We start from the raw sequence: 21,326 nt of genomic DNA, 5'->3' as shown, positions 1-21,326 counted from the left end.
GTCGCTGAAATGGAGTGAAGGAGAGTTTAAATCAGGTAGATATGCTCAAACTTTCGTTCATTCAGGGAGTTGAAAAGGCCAAAATTTTAATTGTCCAGTTCTGGCCCCCGGGTTTTTATCCGCGTACTGTAGGGTATCACTTACTTTTAATCTGATACCGGTATGGCAGTTAAACTGAAAAAACTCAAGGATCAAACCATAGTCATCACGGGGGCTTCGTCGGGTATTGGGCTGGTAACGGCGCGCATGGCAGCCAAGGCTGGTGCTCGGCTTATATTGGCCGCTCGCAGCGAAGACGCCCTGCGCCAACTCACCGATGAAATCAACCAGGCCGGTGGTCGGGCCGCCTATGTAGTAGCCGACGTAAGCAAAACCGAAGATGTACAGCGCTTGGCGCATGAAGCTTCTACTGTGTTCGGCGGCTTCGATACCTGGATTAACAATGCGGGCGTGTCCATTTATGGCAAGGTGGAAGAGGTGCCGCTGGAAGATATGCGTCAGCTGTTCGAGGTAAATTTCTGGGGCTTGGTAAACGGCTCCCTGGAAGCATCTAAGCACCTGAAATCTAAGGGTGGCGCCATTATCAATGTGGGCAGTATTCTCTCAGATGTTACGGCCATTCTGCAAACCATTTATAGCGCCAGTAAGCACGCCGTGAAAGGCTTTACCGATGGACTTCGGATGGAGCTGGAGATGGACAACGCGCCCATTTCTGTTACCCTAATCCAGCCCGCCGCCATTGATACGCCATACCCCATTCACTCCAAAAACTATATGGAGCGGGAAGCCCAGCACGCACCACCCGCGTACGCACCCGAAACTGTGGCCCGCGCTATTCTGCATTGTGCCGTTACGCCTGAGCGCTCGGTGGTAGTAGGTGGGGGGGGCAAGGCCATGATTGGCATGGAGCACTGGACCCCCGGACTGCTCGATAAATTCATGGAGAAGTCGTTTTCTAAGCAGGAAAAGGCAGATTACGCGCCCCGGCCCTTGCCGCAGAACGCCCTCGACCGGCCTATGGGGTCTTTAGAGGAGCGCGGCAACTACCCCGGGCATACACGCGAAACCAGCTACTATACCGAAGCCACCACGCTAGGTAGCCCCGCCCTCCGAACCGCGCTATTGGTAGGTGCTGGGGTAGCGCTGGCTACTTGGCTAGGAGCCAAAAGCAAAGGCGGCAATAGCAACGGTAACGGATCTGCCTCTTCGCCAGCGGCGGCAGATAAAGACTACAGCCACACCCTCGCTTATCATGATAACTAGGCCTTTCTAGTCGCCAAACCGTACGGCTAGTACTACCTCGCATTCCATATCACAACCGCACCTCTGTAGCCTTCGGGCGACCTAGTAAAGAGTTGTACTACAGACGGATAAAGCACAAAGCCCCGATACGCAGATGTATCGGGGCTTTGTGCTGTAGCAAGACCTAAACGAAGTGCTGTGGCTGATTATCCCAGCACTTCGTTTAGCAGGCCGGCTAGCCGCACCCCAGCTTCCACAATGCGCTGGCGCATCAGGTCAGCGTGGGCCGGATAGTATTTGTAATCGACATCGGTGCCGGCCGGGGTTTCCTGGTAAAGCTTCTCAGAGGCCGAGTACGATTCCCATAGCCACTGCTCTGCCGGAGCGCTCTGCAGCTCCCGCACCTGCCGGCGCTTCAGCTTCTGGTCGTATTGCGTCGCCATTTCAGTGTAGGTCAGGCCCTGGTAATCGAGCAGGCCGCTGTCCCAGAGGCTGTGCAGGTTGGTATCCTTGCCGCGGTACTTCAGCTTGATATCGTTACCGCCTTTATCCTCGGCGTGGCCTGTGTGCATGGGCTGATGCACATCCCCCACGATGTGAATCACAAATTTGAGAGCTGCCAAACGCTCCTCGCGAGACTTGGTTTGGTCGGCCAACTCTTTCAGCTTGGCTTCCAGAGCCGTGTAGGCATTGGCCGTTGTTTGGGTCTTGATTGCCTGCACGTACTGGTCGTGGTTCAGGCCCGAAGGCGTATTTACGTAGTGCCAGGGGGCCGTATCCTTGAACTCCGGGTAGTAGCGGATTTCATCGGGCCAGGTGCTCACCAGCGTCATGGTTTCGGTGCCTAGCAGGCGCTGTACTTCCTTCCGGGCTTTCCGGCTCAGGTGATTTTCGGCAATTTTGCCAACCGCACGGTGCCCATCGGCGCCCCAAGCCCACAGTGTGAGCGGGGAGAGCAGCAGAAGAAACAGCGGAAGAAGACGCTTACGCATACAAATGTAAGAAGAAGGGTAAACTATTTTGGGTAAAATTACTGCGTTTCGCGAAAGGCTGGGGCTAGTGCTTCAGGTATCCTGCCGTAAAAGTTTACTTCAGCACCCTAACCAGACGGCTCTAAGATGATTTCGGTGAAAGCAACAAGCGAGTATTGGTCTGGGCTTTCGTTTGACTACATCATCACCTATTCGCTACACCGTGGGCCTAAATGGGACCAGCTGCTGGCTGTTTTGGCCAAAGAGAAACAAGTCAATCGAAGGTTGCTTGTATCGGCTGATTCAGTTCAGCTAGCTGCCCTGCGCTCCCGGCTTAAAGAAATTGAGCGCCAAAACGGTGTAGGCCCCCGGCTGACAGACGAAAACAACAGCTATAATATCACGGCCAGTCCGGTAGCTACGTTGCGCCGCGATTCTGAGGCTGTCACTGAGCTGGAACGAATCTTCCTGACCCCTTACAGAGAGCGAGACTCCTGGATGTGCGCGCCTGTTTTTCGAGATGCGCTAGCCTTTTACAGTGCCCAAGATGAGCTGGTAGGCGTGCTGAATATCTGTTTTCAGTGCAGCATTATGTAAACCGAAACTGGTGAAGAGATAACTGCCGATGTAGCGGTGTACCCCAGGCTGCAACACCTGTTGTGCGGGCTAGGGCATGAGATACAAGAGTTGTGATAAAAAGCAAAAATCCCTGCTGACCGAAACCAGCAGGGATCTTACCAGGTAGCTAAAGCAACTAAACGCTGGCGGCTACTTCTGCTTTGGGGGCGCCCGCCAGAATTTCTTCATTGGCGTAATCGGCGTATTTCTTAAAGTTGGCCACAAACTTCTGCGCCAGATCGGCAGCTGTGTGGTCATACTCTTCTTTGTTGGCCCAGGTGTCGCGCGGATCCAGAATTTCGCTCGGTACGCCAGGAACGGAAGTCGGAATTTCTACCCCGAAGACGGGGTGCTTGTGGAACTCCACCTCGTTCAGCTCGCCGTTGAGGGCAGCCGTAATCATGGCCCGAGTGTAGCTAAGCTTCATGCGCGAGCCTACGCCGTACGAGCCGCCCGTCCAGCCGGTGTTTACCAGCCATACGTTTACCTCGTTTTCGTCCATTTTCTTGCCTAGCATTTCCGCGTACTTGGTGGGGTGCAGGGGCAGGAACACGGCGCCGAAGCACGCCGAGAAAGTAGTTTGAGGCTCGGTTACGCCCATTTCAGTACCGGCTACCTTCGCCGTGTAGCCCGACATGAAGTGGTACATGGCGTGGCACTTATCCAGCTTGCTGATAGGAGGCAATACGCCAAAGGCATCGGCCGTCAGGAAGAAAATATTCTTGGGCGCATCGGCTACCGAGGGCTCAATGGCGTTCGGAATGAAATTGATTGGATAAGCCGTGCGGGTGTTTTCCGTTACCGACTTGTTAGCGTAATCTACCGTGTGGGTGCCGGGCACGAAGCGCGTGTTCTCCACGATAGAGCCAAACTTGATGGCATTCCAGATTTCCGGCTCTTTCTCCGCCGACAGGTCAATTACCTTGGCGTAGCAGCCACCTTCAAAGTTGAAAATACCAGCATTAGGTGTCCAGCCGTGCTCATCATCTCCAATCAGGCCGCGGTTGGGGTCGGCGGAGAGGGTAGTCTTGCCCGTGCCGGAAAGGCCGAAGAAGATAGCCGTGTCACCGTCTTTGCCCACGTTGGCAGAGCAGTGCATGGGCAGAGTTTCGCGCTCGTGGGGGAGCAGATAGTTCAGCACGCCAAAAATGCCCTTCTTCATCTCACCCGCATAGCCGGTGCCACCAATCAGAATCATCTTCTTGGTGAAGTTTAGAATAGCGAAATTTTTCTGGCGGGTACCATCTACGGCTGGGTCGGCTTCAAAACCGGGGGCGCAGATGATGCTGAAATCTGGCGTCCAGCTGGTGTCGGTTCCTTCGCTGGGGCGCAGGAACATGTTGTAGCAGAACAGGTTGTGCCAAGCTAGCTCGTTCACTATACGCAGCTTTAGCTCATAATCGGGGTTGGCCCCGGCGTAGGCATCGCGCACGTACAGCTCCTTGTCTTCCAGATACTTCACCATTTTCAGGTGTAGCTGGTCGAACTTGTCGGCGTCGAAGGGAATGTTAATGTCGCCCCACCATACACTGTCTTCAGTGTTGGCGTCTTTCACCACAAAGCGGTCTTTGGGCGAGCGGCCGGTGAAAGCACCGGTATCGGCCATAAGCGCGCCGGTGTCGGTGAGAGTGCCTTCGCCTCGGCGCAAAGCTTCTTCCACCAGCTCGGCTGGGGTGAGGTTGAGGTGTACCTGGGCAGCGTGGGAAATACCCAGAGGGGCGAGGCGGGCGTTGGCGGCAGAGTCCATCATAAAAAAGGGCCGAAAACGTGGGTTGGGGTTGGGTGGGAAATGGGGGAATTAAGAAACAAAAATAGACAAAAACCTGATGGGAGCACCGTTTGGGTGAAAAAATAGCGAAAATTCGCTAGGGGCGCATATCAGCTAAGCCGGGTACTCGGCCTAACGCTTGTTAGCACAACAGGGTTAGGAAACTTTTGTAGCTTTACCAACCTGCCATGCGGTTGCAGCCGCGGGTGTTTCCCAATCACTTCTTTTCATTCACCTTTCATGCAAACCACCTCCGCTATTCAGGAGCAGCCTAGTACCCAGCAGGGGCATCCTCCGGGGCTCTATCTTTTGTTCTTCACGGAAATGTGGGAACGGTTCAGCTACTACGGTATGCGGGGCCTGCTCATGCTCTACCTCTCGAAGACGGCTATAGAAGGTGGCTTGGGCATTGATGCTGCCAGCGCTTCCCTTATCTATGGTTACTTCACGGGCTTCGTGTACCTGACCCCTATTATCGGGGGCTGGATTGCGGACAAGTACATCGGGCAGCGGCGGGCTATCCTTATAGGAGGCCTGACCATGGCGCTGGGGCAGTTTTTCCTGTTCATGCAGCCTGCTCTGTCAACGGAGGCGTTTTTCTTTGGGCTGCCCTGGCCTACGGTCATTGGCCTTTCGATGCTGATTCTGGGCAACGGTTTCTTTAAGCCGAATATCTCGACCATTGTAGGAAAACTGTACGAGCAAGGCGACCCGCGTCGGGATGCTGCGTTTACCATCTTCTACATGGGTATCAACACGGGCGCCTTCCTGGCCCCGCTGGTGTGCGGCTACTTTGCCGAAGACCTGTTTGCCGCCAAAACGGTAGTAAACGGCGTGGAGCAGGTGGCTAGTTACGGTTTCCGCTACGGCTTCCTGGCCGCTGGTGTGGGCATGTTGCTGGGCCAATTGGCCTTTAATCTGCTCGGCAAGCGCTATCTCGGCGACGTGGGCATGTACCCCGAGGGCCGTAACGAAGACAAAACGGTAACGAAAGCGCCGCTAACCAAAGAAGAAACCGACCGTATGGCCGTAATCTTCATTATCACGCTGTTTGTGGTGTTCTTCTGGGCTGGTTTCGAGCAGGCCGGTTCTTCCCTCACGCTGTATACCGATAAGTTTATCGACCGTGAAGTTGGCAGCTTCCTGATTCCAACTTCGTGGTTTCAGTCTGTAAATGCCGGCTTCATTGTATTGCTGGGCGCACCAGTAGCAGCCCTGTGGGTGTATCTGGGCCGCCGTGGCAAAGACTTGAGCATTCCCGTGAAAATGGGATTGGGCATGGTGTTGCTGGGCGTAGGCTTCCTGTTCATGGTGGGCGCCGTAATGGAGCGCGGCGGCGACGTAGCCGACCAAACCATCAAAGCCAGCATCTGGTGGCTGATTGCTACTTATTTCTTCCATACCATTGGCGAGTTGTGCCTGTCACCGGTGGGCCTTTCCATGGTGTCGCGTCTGTCGCCGGCCGCGCTTACCTCGATGTTGATGGGCGTGTGGTTCCTAGCCCCCTTCGTGGCGCAAATCGCCGGTGGCTACATTGCCGCCTACGTTGAAGAACTGGGTGCTCTGAAGGTATTCGGCCTGATTGCCGGCTTCGTGATTCTGGCCGGCCTGATCCTGATTGCCATTGCCAAGAAGCTCTTCCACATGATGCACGGACGCGGCTAATTTCGTCTGTCATTTCACATAAAACGCCCCACTGAACACATGTTCGGCGGGGCGTTTTGTTTGTATACAGAGGCTAGTAACTCTACGGCAACAGGAAGCAGCGTTGTGTAAGCCGGCCCTTGTCATTCAGATAAGCCTCCTAATACTAGGTGCCGCTGAGTAATAAACCGCTACTGCACAACAACACAAGAAAAATCCCCGCCGGACAAATGTCCGGCGGGGATTTTTACTAGGTCAGCGCAGCTGGCCAAGTGGATGATTACATCATGCCACCCATGCCGCCGCCCATACCGCCCATGCCACCACCGGCACCAGCAGCACCTTTATCGTCTTCCGGCTCATCCGAAATCACGCACTCGGTGGTCAGGAGCAGACCAGCAATAGAAGCGGCATTTTCCAGGGCCAGACGCGTTACTTTGGTTGGGTCAAGAATACCAGCAGCCATCAGGTTTTCGTAGCGGTCTTCGCGGGCGTTGTAGCCAAAGTCACCTTTGCCTTCGCGCACTTTCTGTACCACTACTGAGCCTTCACCACCAGCGTTGGCCACGATGGTACGCAACGGAGCTTCGATAGCCGTCCGGATGATGTTTACACCCGTGCGCTCGTCGCCGTTCAGGGTATCAACAGCTTCCAACGACTCCAGCGCACGCACCAGCGCAACGCCACCACCTGGTACTACGCCTTCCTCAACGGCAGCGCGAGTAGCGTGCAGAGCATCGTCAACGCGGTCCTTCTTCTCTTTCATCTCTACCTCCGTAGAAGCACCGATGTAGAGGATAGCTACACCGCCCGACAGCTTGGCCAGACGCTCCTGCAGTTTCTCCTTGTCGTAGTCGGAAGTAGTGGTGCCGATTTGAGACTTGATTTCGTTGATACGGCCCGAAATCGTGTCTTTCTCACCACGGCCGTTTACGATGGTCGTGTTGTCTTTGTCGATGATAACTTTCTCGGCCTGACCCAAGTACTCCAGCGTAGCGCTGTCGAGCTTGTAGCCACGCTCTTCTGAAATTACGGTACCACCCGTCAGCACGGCAATGTCTTCCAGCATAGCCTTACGACGGTCGCCGAAGCCAGGAGCCTTCACGGCCGCAATTTTCAGCGAGCCACGCAGCTTGTTCACTACCAAAGTGGCAAGAGCTTCGCCGTCCACATCTTCCGAGATGATAACCAGGGGCTTACCAGTCTGAACTACCTGCTCCAGTACGGGCAGCAGCTCCTTCATGGTGCTCACCTTCTTGTCGTAGATCAGGATGTAGGGGTTGTCAAACTCCGCCTCCATTTTCTCCGGGTTGGTCACGAAGTAAGGAGAGAGGTAGCCACGATCGAACTGCATGCCTTCCACCGTTTTTACTTCGGTTTCAGTGCCGCGAGCTTCTTCTACCGTGATAACACCTTCTTTGCCAACCTTGTCCATGGCATCAGCAATCATTTTGCCGATTTCCATGTCGTTGTTGGCCGAAATAGCGCCTACCTGCGCAATTTCTGAAGAGTTTTCAATCTTCTTCGACTGCTGCTTCAGGTTCTCCACAACGGCTTTCACCGCCTTGTCGATACCACGCTTCAGGTCCATGGGGTTAGCACCAGCAGCTACGTTCTTCGAGCCGGCAGCGTAGATAGCCTGGGCCAGCACGGTAGCAGTCGTAGTGCCGTCACCAGCCTGGTCGGCGGTTTTGCTGGCTACTTCTTTTACCAACTGGGCGCCCATGTTTTCAACCGGGTCGCTCAGTTCAATTTCTTTAGCTACCGTCACACCGTCTTTGGTGATGGTGGGGGCGCCGAATTTCTTGTCGATAACCACGTTGCGGCCTTTCGGACCCAGGGTTACCTTCACTGCGTTTGCTAGTTTATCAACGCCGCGCTTCAGCTTGTCGCGGCCATCGGTATCGAATTGGATGTTCTTAGCCATCTTGGGTTCGGATAGTGGAAATCAGAGAGGAGAGAAAAGCTTACAGTACGGCGAAGATGTCTGACTCCTTCATGATGAGGTAGTCCTGGCCATCTACGGTGATTTCAGTGCCGGCATATTTGCCATACAGCACTTGGTCGCCGGCTTTTACCTGCGGCTTGATGGTAGTGCCGTTATCGGCAACTTTCCCTTCGCCTACGGCAACTACTTCGCCACGCTGGGGTTTTTCCTTGGCCGTGTCGGGGATGATAATACCCGATTTGGTTTTCTCCTCGGCAGCGGCCGGCGCGATGATAACGCGGTCAGCCAGCGGTTTGATGCTAAGCGACATATTGTACGTTTTGGTTGAAAGGTTTACTTGTAGTAAGACGGTGCATGCGGTGCTACACTTCTTGTGCCAGCTAGCAGAAACCTGACAGAATGGACGCCTAACCGCCAGCTAAACGTCAGATTTGCACCGTAACCCTGTCAGGAATGTCAGAATATGCATTTCCTTGGTCGGTAGCCCGCGCCGCTATTACGCCCAATAGGTAGGACTAGTTAAGTTAATGCAGATGAAAATTCGGGCATTCTACGTACCTAATGCCTGCCTTGCCTTGGATGCCGCTACAGCAAAAAGCCGGTAGCTCCTGCAAAAGGAACTACCGGCTTGTATGCCGAAGATAACGTGTTACTTACTGGGCCGGAGCCGGTGCAGGCTGGGTAGCCGGAGCGGTGCCCGGAGCCGCCTGAGGAGTAGCTGCTGGAGCGCCAGCGCCTGGGGCTGCCGGAGCACCCGGAAGCGTAGCACCCGGAGCAGGTGTAGCTGGAATACGGGTTTCGAGGGCTTTCTGCTGGTTAACGCTCCGGATCGGACCGTTTTCAGAGGCACCGCCAACGATGTGCGTGCCCAAGCTAAGTACCATGAGAGCAATAGCGAAGCCCCAGGTGAGCTTTTCCAGCAAGTCGCCGGTGCGCTTCACGCCCATGAGCTGAGCAGCACCGCCAGCGCCAAATTGGCTGGAAATTCCACCGCCTTTGGGGTTTTGGGCCAATACTACTAACGCCAGCAGCAGGCAAATGAAAAGAATCAGGGCAATAAGAGCGTAGTACATCTACTCGGAAAGTTGTTGCAGTTGTTGAATTTGCTCGGCAAAATACGCCTTTTTTTCGGGCTGACGCTCCATTAGGCGCTCATATATTTCAATAGCTTTATCCTTCTTGCCCTGGCGCACCATGATTTTGGCCAGACTTTCAGAGGCCAGCGCGGGAGCTACGCTGGTGCTGCGCACTGATAAATCGGTTTGCTCATCGGCGGGCAGTGGCACACCGGCGGGCGATTTGATGCGAGGCTTGTTGGTCAGAAAGCGGTTAATCAAGTCCAGCGACGACGCCTTCGGTTTTGGACGGTGTGCGGCCATATGGGCCAGCAGCAGTGCATCGGGCTCGAAGAAAGTGGTCAAGGGCAGATCGAGCGTAAACCCGTCGTGCGGTTGCAGGTCGTAGCCCAGCCGGCTGCCGGCGGCCAAGGCGTAGCCTAGGTCCTCATCGGCATGAAACGGCGCCGTTACTATCGGAATCGGAATGTCCTTGATAACACTGGGTAGCGCCTCCAGACTATCTGGGTCTTCGCTCAGTTCAGGCAACTGATAGCTGGAAGGCTCCGGTAGGGCCGGCTCAGTCAAGCCAAATTCAAAGCGGGAAATACCTGCTTCAGCAGGCGGCCGAATAGGCGGCGCCATAGCAGGCAGTATATCGTCATCGGCTGCTTGCTTCTCACTATCCTGCTCTAACGTAATGCTCTCCGTCGTCGGCGCTGAGGTTTCGGAAGTAGCAGGGGCTAGTGTCTCGTGGCCGGGAAGCACTATCGAAAGCTCATCCGATGTCTGTGCATCAGTTGCAACTTCAACCTCAGATTCAACAGGCGTAGCACCAGGAAGATCTGCTAGGTGCTCTTCGGTTGGGAAGTCTGCGAGCTCCTCGTTTGCCTCTGGAAGTGCACTGTGCTCTGTGAGGGTTATAACCGTTGGTTCTTCTTCGGACGTCTCGGTTTCAGAGGAAGAAAGGGCTAGCGGATTTACACTTTCCGAAATTTGTGGCTCTTCTGTTACCTGTTCAACCGGCTCAGGATCAGTAATCTGAACGCCCGTGTCGTTATATGTTGCCTCAGGCTCCGTGTCGGTGATTGTCTCCGCGCTAGCTACTGAATCGGAGGCAACTGCCTCAAATAGGTTTGGCTCCTGCTCGGGGGTAGTAACTATGGTAGCTGGTTCAGCCACAATTGGAGCGGCCGGAATGGCTGCCGCTACGGAGGCTACTGCTTTTTCGGGTGCACTAAGGGGCTGCTCCGGAGCGGCTTCAACGGTAGGGACGGGGGCCGCCGTTTGCTCCAGCAGCTGGCGCAGCAACTCCCGGTCGGGCGCGTAGGTGGCGGCCCGGCGCAGGCGCTGGCTGGCGAGCATGCTGCCCCGGTCGTGGGCAGCTTTGGCCAGCAGCATGTGCGCAGTTTGGCAATACGGAAACGCGGCCGCCAGCTGTTCCAGCTCCCGGACTTCGGCTTCCGAAATTCCGTTTACATGGTCCAGGATGTGTAAGAGCGACGCGCGGGTCATTGAAAAGGGTACTTTAGAAGTGAAGCCTGCCTAGTAAAACAGGGGCGACAAAGGTGCGTGAATTTAGGCAGGAAACCGATTGTAATCTTGGCAATTTCGCGCCAGATCAAAGAAGCACAGCGGGAAATAATGAGCTTCTGTTCTGAGTTTTTAACGTGCTACCAGTTGGCTACCGACTTGTTGAATGCATCCGTAATGATGTTGCGAAATAGCTCCCGCAGAGCCGTCGGGTCGTTGTTAATGCTGGTAATGTCGCGGGTGGCGGGGAAGGGGCGGGTAGTTTGCAGTGTCTGCTCGAAGTCCTGCTTCGGGTCTTTGCTGTTCGTGAATTTTACCCGCACCTGAATGGTGAGCTGGTTGGCGCCGGCCTGGTCTTGTCCGTTCTGCTGCTGAATGGCGGCGGGGGCAAAATCATAGGCAATGATCTGACCTTCAAACTGTAGGTCGCCGTCGCGGGGTACCAGTTTCAGGGTAGTGTTGCGCTGGAAATAGTCCTTGAAATCCTCCGTAAAGCGCTGCGCCAGAAAGGAAGGGCCGTTGTTGGCGTTATTGGCGAAGGTGGCTATGGATATCGTCTCGACCGACGGATCAATATTAGTACCGCTAAAGGAATAGATGCCGCAGCCACTAAAGAGGGGTAATACCAACAGGAGCAGGAGCCCACCTATCCAATTACGCTTGTTCCAGGTCATACTGCTTTAGTTTGCGGTAGAGGGTGCGCTCCGAAATGCCTAAATCGTGAGCGGCATACTTACGCTTGTTATTGTGCTTTTTGAGGGCTTTGATAATCATTTCCTTCTCCTTGGCTTCCAGGGAAAGGGTTTCCTCTTCCGTTTCGTGCGGAATGTCTTCTACACGCTGCACCTCTTCCTCCTCATAATCCGTCGCATCATCCATGCTCAAATCGCGCGAATTTAGGATGTATTCCGAGTTGCCGTCCGGTGAAGCCTGACGCAGGGGGCGGCCCGCCGGGCCTTCGTAGGGGGCCACGTTCACGCTGGAGAAAAGATGGCTGTTCTGGCGCAGCAGCTCCTGCGTTTCGTGCGGCCGCTGTCCGCCGGCCAAGTCCAGCACCAGCTTTTTCAGGTCGGTCATATCGCGGCGCATATCAAACAGCACCTTGTACAAGAGGTCACGCTCGGAGTAGGCATTGCCGGCTCCATCGGTGGCGGAGCCGGCGGCGTGCACCAGCATGGGTAGGCGGCTACTTTGATCGGCAGGTAGGTAGCCGCGCAAGCGGCGCGAGTCTACCTCGCGGTCGGTCTCCAGCACCGACATCTGCTCGGCCACATTCTTGAGCTGGCGGATGTTGCCGGGAAACCGAAAGCGCTGCAACTCCTGCACCGCATCCGGGGAAAGGCTGATCGGCTTTACGCGGTAACGATCAGCAAAATCGGTAGCAAACTTTCTAAACAGTAAGTAGATATCGTCGCCTCGTTCACGTAATGGTGGAACCGTAATGGGCACCGTGTTCAGGCGGTAATAGAGGTCTTCGCGGAAGCGTCCTTCGCGCACAGCATCCAAGAGGTTCACGTTGGTAGCGGCCACCACGCGCACATCGGTCTTCTGTACTTTGGAGGAACCAACCCGAATGAACTCCCCATTTTCCAGCACGCGCAACAGGCGCGCCTGCGTGCCGAGCGGCATTTCCCCAATCTCATCCAGGAAAATGGTGCCGCCATTGGTCACCTCGAAATAGCCTTTGCGGGCCTCCTGAGCACCAGTAAACGAGCCCTTCTCGTGGCCAAATAGCTCTGAGTCAATCGTGCCCTCCGGAATAGCACCGCAGTTGATGGCGATGAACTGGCCGTGTTTGCGGGGCGAAAGGGCATGAATAATCTTCGAAAACGACTCCTTGCCAGAACCACTCTCGCCAGTAATCAGCACCGTCATATCCGTAGGGGCCACCTGCGCGGCCACCTGGATAGCGTAATTCAGCGACGGCGCATTACCGATGATGCTGAACCGTTGTTTAATTGATTGTATTTCGGAAGGAGTCAAGGTCGGAAGTAGGTTTTCGTGGGAAAGACGAAAAGTGGAGCAGTTTATTTTACGGGTGGTAGTTTCACCACTGAAATAGTTGGTGGCTGGGCAGCCAGAATGTCGAGGCAGCCATCATAGGTCATAATACAATAATGAGTATAGCTGATGAAGTAAAGCTCCAGAAGCGCCTGATTAAACAAGGCTGCCCAAGGTGACCCAACAACGGTATAGGTCCAGAACTTGCTCGTGCCGTTATCAAGCGTTTGATAGTCCGGTGTTTGATAAACCGCTACATGTGCTTCGTCAGCCACTTGATACGGGCCAATCTTTTCAAAATGAAACTCATACACTGCTTTCTGGTCTGTTACCGAAAAGCGAAATTGTTCGCCTGAATTGAGCAACTGATGGAAGTACAGCTCCGGAGCCTCTGCGCAGGGAGTATCCCATTTGTGAAGAATTTGCGCGTTGGCAGGTAGCATAGATTTCCGGAATGGCGGTGCTTACCCTATAGTGCTTCGCCAAGGAGCGTATTGGTCGTGGATTCGTGCACGAGCACCTCTACGTAGTCGCCTTTCTTGTAGTGCTTGCGGGGGAAGATAACAACCTGATTCTGGCTGTTGCGGCCGCTGAGGTGCTCTAGGCTGCGCTTCGAGAAGTTCTCTACCAGTACTTTATGCACTTTGCCTACCCCCCGCAAGTTGCGCAAGCGGCTATGCTCCTGTTGCAAGGCAATCACCTCAGCTAGGCGGCGCTTTTTCACGTCCAGCGGAATGTCATCCTCCAGCTTGCGAGCGGCTAGGGTGCCGGGGCGCTCCGAGTAGAAGAACATGTAGGCCATGTCGTACTTCACCAGCTCCATCAGGCTCAGCGTGTCCTGGTGTTCTTCTTCCGTTTCCGAGCAAAAGCCCGAAATCATATCGGTGCTGATGGCGCAGTCTTCGCCGAGGATGCGGCGGATGGCTTGCACGCGCTCCTCATACCAGGGCCGGTCGTAAGTGCGGTTCATGAGCTTCAGCACCCTAGTGTTGCCGCTTTGGGCCGGCAAATGGATGTACTTGCAGATGTTCTCGTACCGCGCCATGGTATACAGCACCTCGTCGGTGATGTCCTTGGGGTGGGACGTGGAGAAGCGGACGCGCAGCTCGGGGCTGATGAGGGCCACGCGCTCCAGCAACTGGGCAAAGTTGACGTGCTCGGAGCCATCTTCACTAGCCCATTTGTAGGAGTCAACGTTCTGGCCCAGCAGCGTAACTTCTTTGTAGCCTTGCGCCACCAAATCGCGGGCTTCCTGCACAACGCTGTGTGCATCGCGGCTCCGCTCGCGACCCCGGGTGAAGGGCACCACGCAGAAGGAACACATGTTGTCGCAGCCACGCATGATGCTAATGAAAGCCGTAATACCGTTGCTGTTCAGGCGCACGGGCGTGATGTCGGCATAGGTTTCTTCGCGGCTGAGCAGCACGTTCACGGCTTTTTGCCCGCCATCAACCTGCTGAATCAGCTGGGGTAGGTCGCGGTAGGCATCGGGGCCCACTACCAGGTCTACCAGTTTTTCTTCTTCCAGAAACTTGCTTTTCAAGCGCTCGGCCATGCAGCCCAGCACACCCACCAGCAGGCCGGGGTTGCGCTTTTTATGGCTGTTAATCTGGGAGAGGCGCATGCGGACTGTCTGCTCGGCCTTTTCCCGGATGGAGCAGGTATTGAGCAGTACCAAATCAGCACCTTCTAGCTCCTCAGTAGTGTCAAAGCCCTGCTCAAACAGAATGCTCGACACGATTTCGGAGTCGGAGAAGTTCATCTGGCAGCCGTAGCTTTCAATGTACAGCTTTCGGGTGCGGCCCGTGCGGGTAGCCGGATTCACGCGTACCTCGCCCGAGGGCTCGTGTTCGTGCGTGGCGGCATCAACGGCGGGCGTGGGCAGCGCAGGGGTATCGAGAAAGTCGAGAGTAATCAGCGGTTGGGACATGGGAAAGGCCTCAAAGAGACAGCAGCATCACGATTCAGAGAACAGCAAAGGTAGCTGTTTTAGGCTGAAAATGACAGAATGTCAGAAGAGCGTACAAGTGAAATTATGGGCAAGTGAAAGCAGAAGCTGGCCTGTTTAGCATCTGGCTAGGCCTGCCGAAACCGCAAACCCCTTCCGGCACTTACTCACAATTTTACCCTTAGTACTTCCAGCAGCGCCTGGGCTTTGAGCAGGCATTCTTCGTACTCACGCTCCGGCACCGAGTCGTAGGTGATGGCCGAGCCGACCTGGAAGGAGAGGTAGCCGGTATCTTGCCGGTACTGCAGGCTTCGTATCACTACATTGAAATCGAAGTCGCCGTTGGGCAGCACATACCCGATGCTACCGCTGTAGAGGCCGCGCCGGGTGTGCTCATACTGCTCAATCAGCTGCATGGCCCTGATTTTTGGGGCCCCGGTCATCGAGCCCATCGGGAAGGCGGCGCGCAGGATGTCTACTAGGTCGGCTTCGGGCCGAACCTGAGCCTGGACCGTAGAAATCATTTGCCACACGTGGCGGAACGGGTAGAGGCCAAACAGCTCCGGAACCTGCACGGTGCCGGTCAGTGCCACGCGGGCCAGATCGTTGCGCACCAGGTCCACAATCATCAGGTTTTCGGCGCGTTCTTTTTCATCCTGCAGCAGCGTAAGACGTTGTTGCCCATCCGCCTCAGAGGTAGCGCCGCGCCGAATGGTGCCTTTGATGGGCTGGGAAAGCAGCGTATTGCCTTGCCGTCGCAGAAAGCGCTCCGGAGAGGCACACAGCAGGAAATGGTCGTGGTGACGGTAAAAGCCCGCGAAAGGAGTAGGCGAGGCCTCCTGGAGCTGCAGGAAAACGTCAACTGGGTTCAGGTGTACGTTCTCCGCGAAGAACTCTTGGCACAGGTTAAGCTCGTACACTTCGCCGTTCAGAATGTCTTCCTGCACGGCCTGCACCGCAGCCAAATATGCGGGGCGCGACATGCGGGACTGCATGGCCGGTACCGTCGGGGCCGCCACCACAGATAGTGGCAGGTCCTGAATCTGGCGCAGTACGACCGCCGGCTCCGGTGCGTGGATTTCAAGTGTAGTTTCGCGCCAATACAGCCACGTGGTAGGCGTGAAGAAGTGCAGTTGGGGCCAGTTAAAACCAGAGAAATTAGCGCTGTGCAGGGCCTCAATCTCGTTTTTAACATCGTAGGTGATGAAGCCACAGGCGGGCGCATTCTCTTCTTTCGTAGGAACCCACTGCTGGAGCTCCGCTAGGGTAGCTGGTGCGGCCGGGGCTTGCTCCGCTACCGCAAGTAGCCTCGAAAACGGGCCGTGCGGATAGGAGAGGTCGTTGGGTTCAAAGTAGGCGCAATGCGGAAAGCCAGCGGCCCACTGCAGGGCTTTTGCGCTAAACTGGGCGGGAAGGTCGGTGAACGGAATGGTGAGCACGAAGCAAAGGTACAATGGGCCGGCGGCGTAATACAGGCCAAGTACTAGCCCGGCTGCAAGGTGAAACCGCGGTGGCTAAGCAGCTTCCCCAGGTCAACTGGTTACTCCAACTCCTTTAAGGCCAGTTTAGCTTTTGTATCGGTGCTGTTTTTGTATTCGTGTTTGGAATAGGAAAGCGCTTTCTGGAAATAGGATCTAGCCGTATTGTTTTGTCCTTCAGCCTGGTAGAGGTAGCCTAACTGCAGCGCCGACTGGGGCGCAAAATAATACGGCGCCGTACCGGCCCGCGCAATGGTTTGGGCATAAAACAGGCGCGCCGAGTCCAGCCTACCGAGCAGGTGCCAAGCCCGGGCCCGCCGATAGGGTTCTTCTAGCCGGTCGCGTAGGGGTGTGGAGACCATTGGCCGGAAGCTTTGCAGGGTAGTTAGGGCTTTGCTGTAGTATCCGCCATCAATTTGGAGGCGAGCCAGCGTAAGGTGCTTGTTCAGGGGCAGATTGTCAGAAAAAAACCGCTGCGCATAGTTGTCTTCCTCCAGCACCGTGCGGCCCCGCGGCGCAATGGTGCGGCGGTACTGCTCGGCCGCATTTGAATCCCCACTGAGCCAGGCGGCCAGATAGAGCTTGAAAGCGGCGTCCTTACGGTAATGCTGGCCCTTGTACTCTTGCAAAAACAGCTGGTTTGCCCTTAGAGAGGCCGCATACTGCCCCTGATACAGTAGCAGGTCGGCGGCCATGTGGTGCAGGTAGGGCAGCGGCAGATAGCCAGGTCCGTTAGGCCGGGCCCGATACGCTGCCAATGCTGCATCGGTGTGGTGTTGCTTTTTATGCTGACTGATAACTAAGTAGCTCAGCAGCAAGTTGTCGGGTTGCTGGTGGCGTAGTGTCTCTACTAGCTTTAGCGCCGCCTCGGGCTGTTTGTAGTAAGTTTCTTCCAGCAGAGCCAGAATCAGGCTGGCTTCCAGCTGGAAGTCGTTGGGCTGGGTAGCGGCCAGGCGCAGGTTGTGCAGCCCGGCGGTTACGCTACCCGGCAACCCTAGCAACTTAAGAAACCAGCGGTACGACTCGGGAAGTGAACCGATGAAGAACTGCATCATGCCCAGTGTTTTGCGGGCCGGCAAGTAACTAGGGTAGTGGCGCACCACCTGCTGCATGTGCAGGTAGCTTTGGCGCAAGCTCCAGGCGCCCTGCACTTCGTGGCCGAACACCACCTGCGCTGCTGCCTGATGCAACCGAATTTCGGCCTGGGCATAGTCGCGTAAGGCGCTTGCCTCCGACGATTTTTCCAGAGTCTTCAAGCGTTGGTCCTGGGCTGCAACCGTTCCCTCATAGCGAGCTGCATCTTGACTGACAAGCAGTTCCGTAATGGCCAGGCAGTCTTGTACCAGCAGTGTGCCAGCAGCGGTGGCATCTGCCCCCCGAAGTGCGGTGCGGGCTGCCTCGGGCCGCATCTTCAGCACTTCCGCATAAGCGCGAGCCTGGGTAGGAGTAAGGCTGAATTTGGCGCCCGCTTCAAACTCACGCGTTGCTAAGGGCAACGCACTTAAGCTGTTGCTTACACTCAGGGCTAGTAGCACTACCAAGCCCCACCCATGTAACGCTGCCCTCCGCCCGACGCGGGGCAACGCAGGAAAAAGGCGTACGGCAGGTTCGGCAGAAACTATCATAAGCAAAAAAAGAACGGCCCTAGGGCCGTTCTTTTTTAAAGTTGCTAGGGCAAAAACTTACGCAATGCGGGCTTCTACATCGGCCAGCACGCGGCCGCAGTGCTCGCACACGATAATTTTCTTGTGGGCAATGATATCGGCCTGGCGCTGGGGCGGCACCGTGTTAAAGCAGCCACCGCAGGCGTCACGCTTTACCGTTACCACGGCCAAACCGTTGCGTACGTTGCCCCGGATACGGGTATACGCCATCAAAAGGCGCTCTTCCACGGGCTTCACTGCGCTAGAGCGCTCATCCATGAGCGTCTTCTCATCGGCTTCGCTTTCACCTACAATGGTTTGCAGCTCTACCTTCTTGTTGTCGAGGTCCTTTTTGCGCTCTTCCAGACGCTGCTTGGTACCGCTGATTTCGTTGTTCTTCAGCTCAATCTGGTACTGCGCTTCTTTGATTTTCTTTTCCGAAATCTGAATTTCCAGCTTCTGCAGCTCGATTTCCTTGGCAATAGCCTCGTACTCACGGTTGTTGCGTACGTTGGTCTGCTGATCTTCGTAACGCTTAATCAGGCCATCCGCGTCTTTAGCGTTTTGCTTGCGCTGCTTGATCTGGTCGTTAAGGGAGGCGATTTCCTCGTCGAATTTGCCTACCCGAACCTCGTACCCGGCAATTTCGTCCTCCAGGTCCCGAACTTCTTCGGGCAGGTCGCCGCGCACACGCCGGATTTCATCCAGTTGCGAGTCAATGCGCTGCAAATTCAGAAGGGCTTCCAGCTTACTGGCAACGGGGGTTTCCGCGGAGGGATTAGAAATCATAACGGACGGGGTTGGTAAAAGTCTCAGCAATTAAGAGCGCAAAAGTACTCCCAAAGTTGTCGGCAAGCAAATTCTGAAAAATTTCGCCGGTAAACTGCTCACTTTCAAAGTGGCCCACATCGCAGAGCAGTAGCTGGCCCTCAGCCCCGAAATATTCGTGGTATTTCAGGTCGCCGGTTACGTAGGCATCGGCCCCGGCGCGGCGGGCGTTACTGATCAGGAAACTACCGGCTCCGCCGCATAGCGCCACTTTCTTAATGGGACGCTCGAAGGCAGTGTGTTTTACCACGGGCACTAGCAACGCGTGCTTCAGCTGCTGCCGAAACTGCTGCGGGCTCAGAGCTTCGGGTAGTTCCCCTATCATTCCGGAGCCTACTTCCTGGTGCAGATTTTCGAGCTTCACTACTTCATACGCTACCTCTTCATAGGGGTGAGCGCCGCGCAGGGCCCGCAGCACGGTTGCTTGCTGGTGGAGGGGTAGCAGTATTTCCACCCGGTCCTCGCGCACCAGCTCGGGCTGTCCGGGTTGCCCAATAAAAGGGGCAGTGGCCGCGCCTGGCGTGAAGGTGCCCATGCCTTCGGAGCGGAAACTGCACTCCGAGTAGTTGCCTACCTGCCCCGCCCCGGCCTGGTAGAGCGCTTGGAGCACGGCCTCAGTGTGCGTGGTGGGCACGTAGGTGATGAGCTTGGCCAGTAAAGCCGGCTTCGGGTCAAGGATGCGCAGGTTTTGCAGGCCCAGCTTCTCGGCGAGCTTGCGGTTTACGCCGTGGTATATATTATCGAGGTTGGTATGGGCGGCGTAAATGGCCACATCGTTTTTGATGGCCTTGATAAGCGTTTGCTCTACCTCACTAGCTCCCGTCAGGCGTTTAAGCGGCCGAAATACCACCGGATGATGCGCCACTACCACATTGCAGCCCCGGCGCAGGGCTTCATCTACTACCGCCGGCGTGCAGTCAAGAGCAATCAGTACGCCGCGTATTTCCATGGCGGGGTCGCCGCACTGCAGGCCGGCGTTATCATATGATTCTTGGTAGGCCAGGGGAGCGGCCCGCTCCAGCACGCGGGCAAGGTCTTGGACGGTTGGCATGGGGTATGGGGCTAGTAAGCAGGGCAAATGTGCGGAATGTGGGGAATAAATCCGGAAAGCAGCAGTGGCGCCCAAGTCTTAACCTTATGCGTTGTTGCTGCTCACCCTATGTAACATCTCCACATAGCGCGCTACATTTTCGGTCAAGGCCCGGCGCTTGTACTGCATCAGGTACCTAGGGTGGTCCAGGATATGGATCTGATCAAAGAGCTGAAGTTCCTGATTGAGCTTCGTGAAATACAGCCCGTTGCGCCGGCCCAGGCAGATGGCCGCATGGCGCGCCAGCCCCACCTGCGTCACTTGCTGCTGAAGCCCCGTCTTAATAGCGGGCCACAGCGCCTGCGTGACGGCCGGCGAATCATAAAAATTGTAGTTCAGCCCGTTGCGCAGCAACACCAGCGGGTACAGGGAGCCCAGGAAAAACTGCTGATAGAAGGCTTCCGGCCCGCCCATGGCTAGCACCACGGCCTGCACAAACTCACTGGATGGTTCCCGGCGGCGCGGCAACTCGTTGTGGATGCCCCAGGCTGCTAGGGCCGTGGGGTCGGTGAAGGCCACGCCGGTGCGCCCATTGCCTAGTCGGCCCGGATTAATGCCTAGTAACGCAATACGCGGCTGATTGCCAGTATAGTAGCGCTGCGCAAACTGCTGAAACAAGCCGCGCGGCGTAGGATCTTGGAACGGACTATACGCTTCCACCCCTTCGGGCAAAGCAGCAGGCAGAGGAAACTCAGTGAGAAAGCGAAACAGGCGGTCGGAGAACATACGAGGGCACGAGATGGTACTAGGCAGTTCAGCTCTACGGTAAAATATGCTCTGCCGCCCTGTTGCTTACCCTCTTCCTGAACACCAAAAGACTCATCCGAGCATTACCCGGACAATGGCTACATCATCGGTTGGTGAAAGAGAGTGACGGTTCTCCAGGCGTTTGGTCTTGATATTGAGCATCTCGTCCCGCTCACAAAGCTCTTGGTCGATGAGGAGGTAGCGGGCTACATTAATTGGGTCAGAAGCGACGGAATCCAGGTTTTGGAAGCTGTCAATGCCATCGGTAGCCAGGCTTACATCAGTGCAAGCGGTTGCCTGAAAAAACTGCTTCTGCTTCCCATACCACTTTTCGAAGTCCTGACCCAAGTGATAAGCGAGATAGTCAGGCGTATTATCCTGCTCAAAGCGAATGAGCTGGCCATTTATGGCAACGGTAGCATCCCCGATGGCTAGGCCATACACCTCTTGGGTGCTCGCGTTAATAAGCCCTAGCACCAGCGTAGTGAGCAGTTCCGAGGTATCCAGCAGCAATTGGCTTTTCATATTTCTGAATTCCAGAAACACGGCGGCCAAAATATCATGTAACTCCTCTTGGAGGGAAAGATCAGCGGAAATGCTGCCGTAAAATTCGTGGTACTGCCGCTCCTTAATTACCTTCCGGATGATTTTAGCCATCAAAGTAGCCGCAAAATGACTTTCCTGGCCCATCGTGCACCCATCCATTACGGCGCATACCAGCTTGTTTTCTCCCTGCTTCAGCACCAGGGTAAAGTCTTCGCAAAAATCAGAATGGTAGCGCCCGATTTTTAGTAGTTGATAGATTCGCATAA

General features: G+C 55.5%; 19 protein-coding genes. 3 read left to right on the top strand and 16 right to left on the bottom strand.

The features are described from left to right. Positions 1-162: 162 nt before the first annotated feature. On the top strand, positions 163-1,263 hold the full coding sequence (locus ACYVGU_RS07760; protein WP_460621580.1) for an SDR family oxidoreductase: 1,101 nt from the start codon (positions 163-165) through the stop codon (positions 1,261-1,263). A gap of 185 nt (positions 1,264-1,448) precedes the next feature. On the opposite strand, the gene ACYVGU_RS07755 is transcribed toward ACYVGU_RS07760, so the two are convergent. Further along, complete coding sequence (locus ACYVGU_RS07755; protein WP_460621579.1) at positions 1,449-2,234, bottom strand: S1/P1 nuclease; 786 nt, start codon at positions 2,232-2,234, stop codon at positions 1,449-1,451. A 126-nt stretch (positions 2,235-2,360) separates the two neighbouring features. On the opposite strand from ACYVGU_RS07755, the gene ACYVGU_RS07750 reads away from it, so the two are divergent. Next, positions 2,361-2,810 carry a hypothetical protein gene (locus tag ACYVGU_RS07750; protein WP_460621578.1) on the top strand — a complete coding sequence of 150 codons (450 nt, stop codon included), beginning with the start codon at positions 2,361-2,363 and terminating at the stop codon, positions 2,808-2,810. A 157-nt stretch (positions 2,811-2,967) separates the two neighbouring features. Here the strand turns inward: ACYVGU_RS07750 and pckA are convergent, their stop codons facing one another. Continuing rightward, positions 2,968-4,581, bottom strand: coding sequence for a phosphoenolpyruvate carboxykinase (ATP) (gene pckA / locus ACYVGU_RS07745; RefSeq protein WP_460621577.1), 1,614 nt, complete (start codon positions 4,579-4,581; stop codon positions 2,968-2,970). A 258-nt stretch (positions 4,582-4,839) separates the two neighbouring features. Between pckA and ACYVGU_RS07740 the strand changes: the two genes are divergently transcribed. Further along, entirely contained in the window at positions 4,840-6,264 is a 1,425-nt protein-coding gene (locus ACYVGU_RS07740; protein WP_460621576.1) for a peptide MFS transporter, read from the top strand. A gap of 259 nt (positions 6,265-6,523) precedes the next feature. On the opposite strand, the gene groL is transcribed toward ACYVGU_RS07740, so the two are convergent. The 14 genes from groL to ACYVGU_RS07670 form a co-directional block, all read right to left on the bottom strand. After that, a complete protein-coding gene (gene groL, locus ACYVGU_RS07735) occupies positions 6,524-8,170 on the bottom strand; it encodes a chaperonin GroEL (RefSeq protein WP_460611678.1) in 1,647 nt (548 codons plus the stop codon). A 40-nt stretch (positions 8,171-8,210) separates the two neighbouring features. Then, positions 8,211-8,501, bottom strand: a complete 291-nt coding sequence (groES, locus tag ACYVGU_RS07730) for a co-chaperone GroES (protein ID WP_045687497.1) — start codon at positions 8,499-8,501, stop codon at positions 8,211-8,213. A 343-nt stretch (positions 8,502-8,844) separates the two neighbouring features. Next, entirely contained in the window at positions 8,845-9,264 is a 420-nt protein-coding gene (secG, locus tag ACYVGU_RS07725; protein ID WP_460621575.1) for a preprotein translocase subunit SecG, read from the bottom strand. After that, positions 9,265-10,761: a hypothetical protein gene (locus tag ACYVGU_RS07720; protein WP_460621574.1), complete on the bottom strand. Its 1,497-nt coding sequence runs from the start codon at positions 10,759-10,761 to the stop codon at positions 9,265-9,267. Positions 10,762-10,919: 158 nt separating this feature from the next. Next, positions 10,920-11,453, bottom strand: a complete 534-nt coding sequence (locus tag ACYVGU_RS07715; RefSeq protein WP_460621573.1) for an LptE family protein — start codon at positions 11,451-11,453, stop codon at positions 10,920-10,922. Next, positions 11,434-12,762: a sigma-54 interaction domain-containing protein gene (locus ACYVGU_RS07710; protein WP_460621572.1), complete on the bottom strand. Its 1,329-nt coding sequence runs from the start codon at positions 12,760-12,762 to the stop codon at positions 11,434-11,436. The genes ACYVGU_RS07715 and ACYVGU_RS07710 overlap by 20 nt, the downstream gene beginning before the upstream one ends. A gap of 44 nt (positions 12,763-12,806) precedes the next feature. Continuing rightward, complete coding sequence (locus tag ACYVGU_RS07705; protein WP_460621571.1) at positions 12,807-13,223, bottom strand: hypothetical protein; 417 nt, start codon at positions 13,221-13,223, stop codon at positions 12,807-12,809. Positions 13,224-13,249: 26 nt separating this feature from the next. Next, a complete protein-coding gene (gene miaB / locus ACYVGU_RS07700) occupies positions 13,250-14,710 on the bottom strand; it encodes a MiaB/RimO family radical SAM methylthiotransferase (RefSeq protein ID WP_460621570.1) in 1,461 nt (486 codons plus the stop codon). A gap of 185 nt (positions 14,711-14,895) precedes the next feature. Next, complete coding sequence (gene pabB, locus ACYVGU_RS07695; RefSeq protein ID WP_460621569.1) at positions 14,896-16,167, bottom strand: aminodeoxychorismate synthase component I; 1,272 nt, start codon at positions 16,165-16,167, stop codon at positions 14,896-14,898. 101 nt (positions 16,168-16,268) lie between these two features. Next, the gene (locus ACYVGU_RS07690) at positions 16,269-17,831 is read right to left on the bottom strand and encodes a tetratricopeptide repeat protein (RefSeq protein ID WP_460621568.1); all 1,563 of its coding nucleotides are present in this window, start codon (positions 17,829-17,831) and stop codon (positions 16,269-16,271) included. A 57-nt stretch (positions 17,832-17,888) separates the two neighbouring features. Then, positions 17,889-18,638, bottom strand: a complete 750-nt coding sequence (locus ACYVGU_RS07685) for a zinc ribbon domain-containing protein (RefSeq protein WP_460611686.1) — start codon at positions 18,636-18,638, stop codon at positions 17,889-17,891. After that, positions 18,628-19,728, bottom strand: a complete 1,101-nt coding sequence (locus ACYVGU_RS07680; protein ID WP_460621567.1) for a Nif3-like dinuclear metal center hexameric protein — start codon at positions 19,726-19,728, stop codon at positions 18,628-18,630. The genes ACYVGU_RS07685 and ACYVGU_RS07680 overlap by 11 nt, the downstream gene beginning before the upstream one ends. A gap of 84 nt (positions 19,729-19,812) precedes the next feature. Further along, complete coding sequence (locus ACYVGU_RS07675; protein ID WP_460621566.1) at positions 19,813-20,493, bottom strand: uracil-DNA glycosylase family protein; 681 nt, start codon at positions 20,491-20,493, stop codon at positions 19,813-19,815. A gap of 93 nt (positions 20,494-20,586) precedes the next feature. Then, on the bottom strand, positions 20,587-21,324 hold the full coding sequence (locus ACYVGU_RS07670; protein WP_460621565.1) for a protein phosphatase 2C domain-containing protein: 738 nt from the start codon (positions 21,322-21,324) through the stop codon (positions 20,587-20,589). Positions 21,325-21,326: the final 2 nt, after the last annotated feature.

This window comes from Hymenobacter tenuis (genome assembly GCF_054780495.1).
This window is presented reverse-complemented; position numbering and strand designations above follow the sequence as displayed.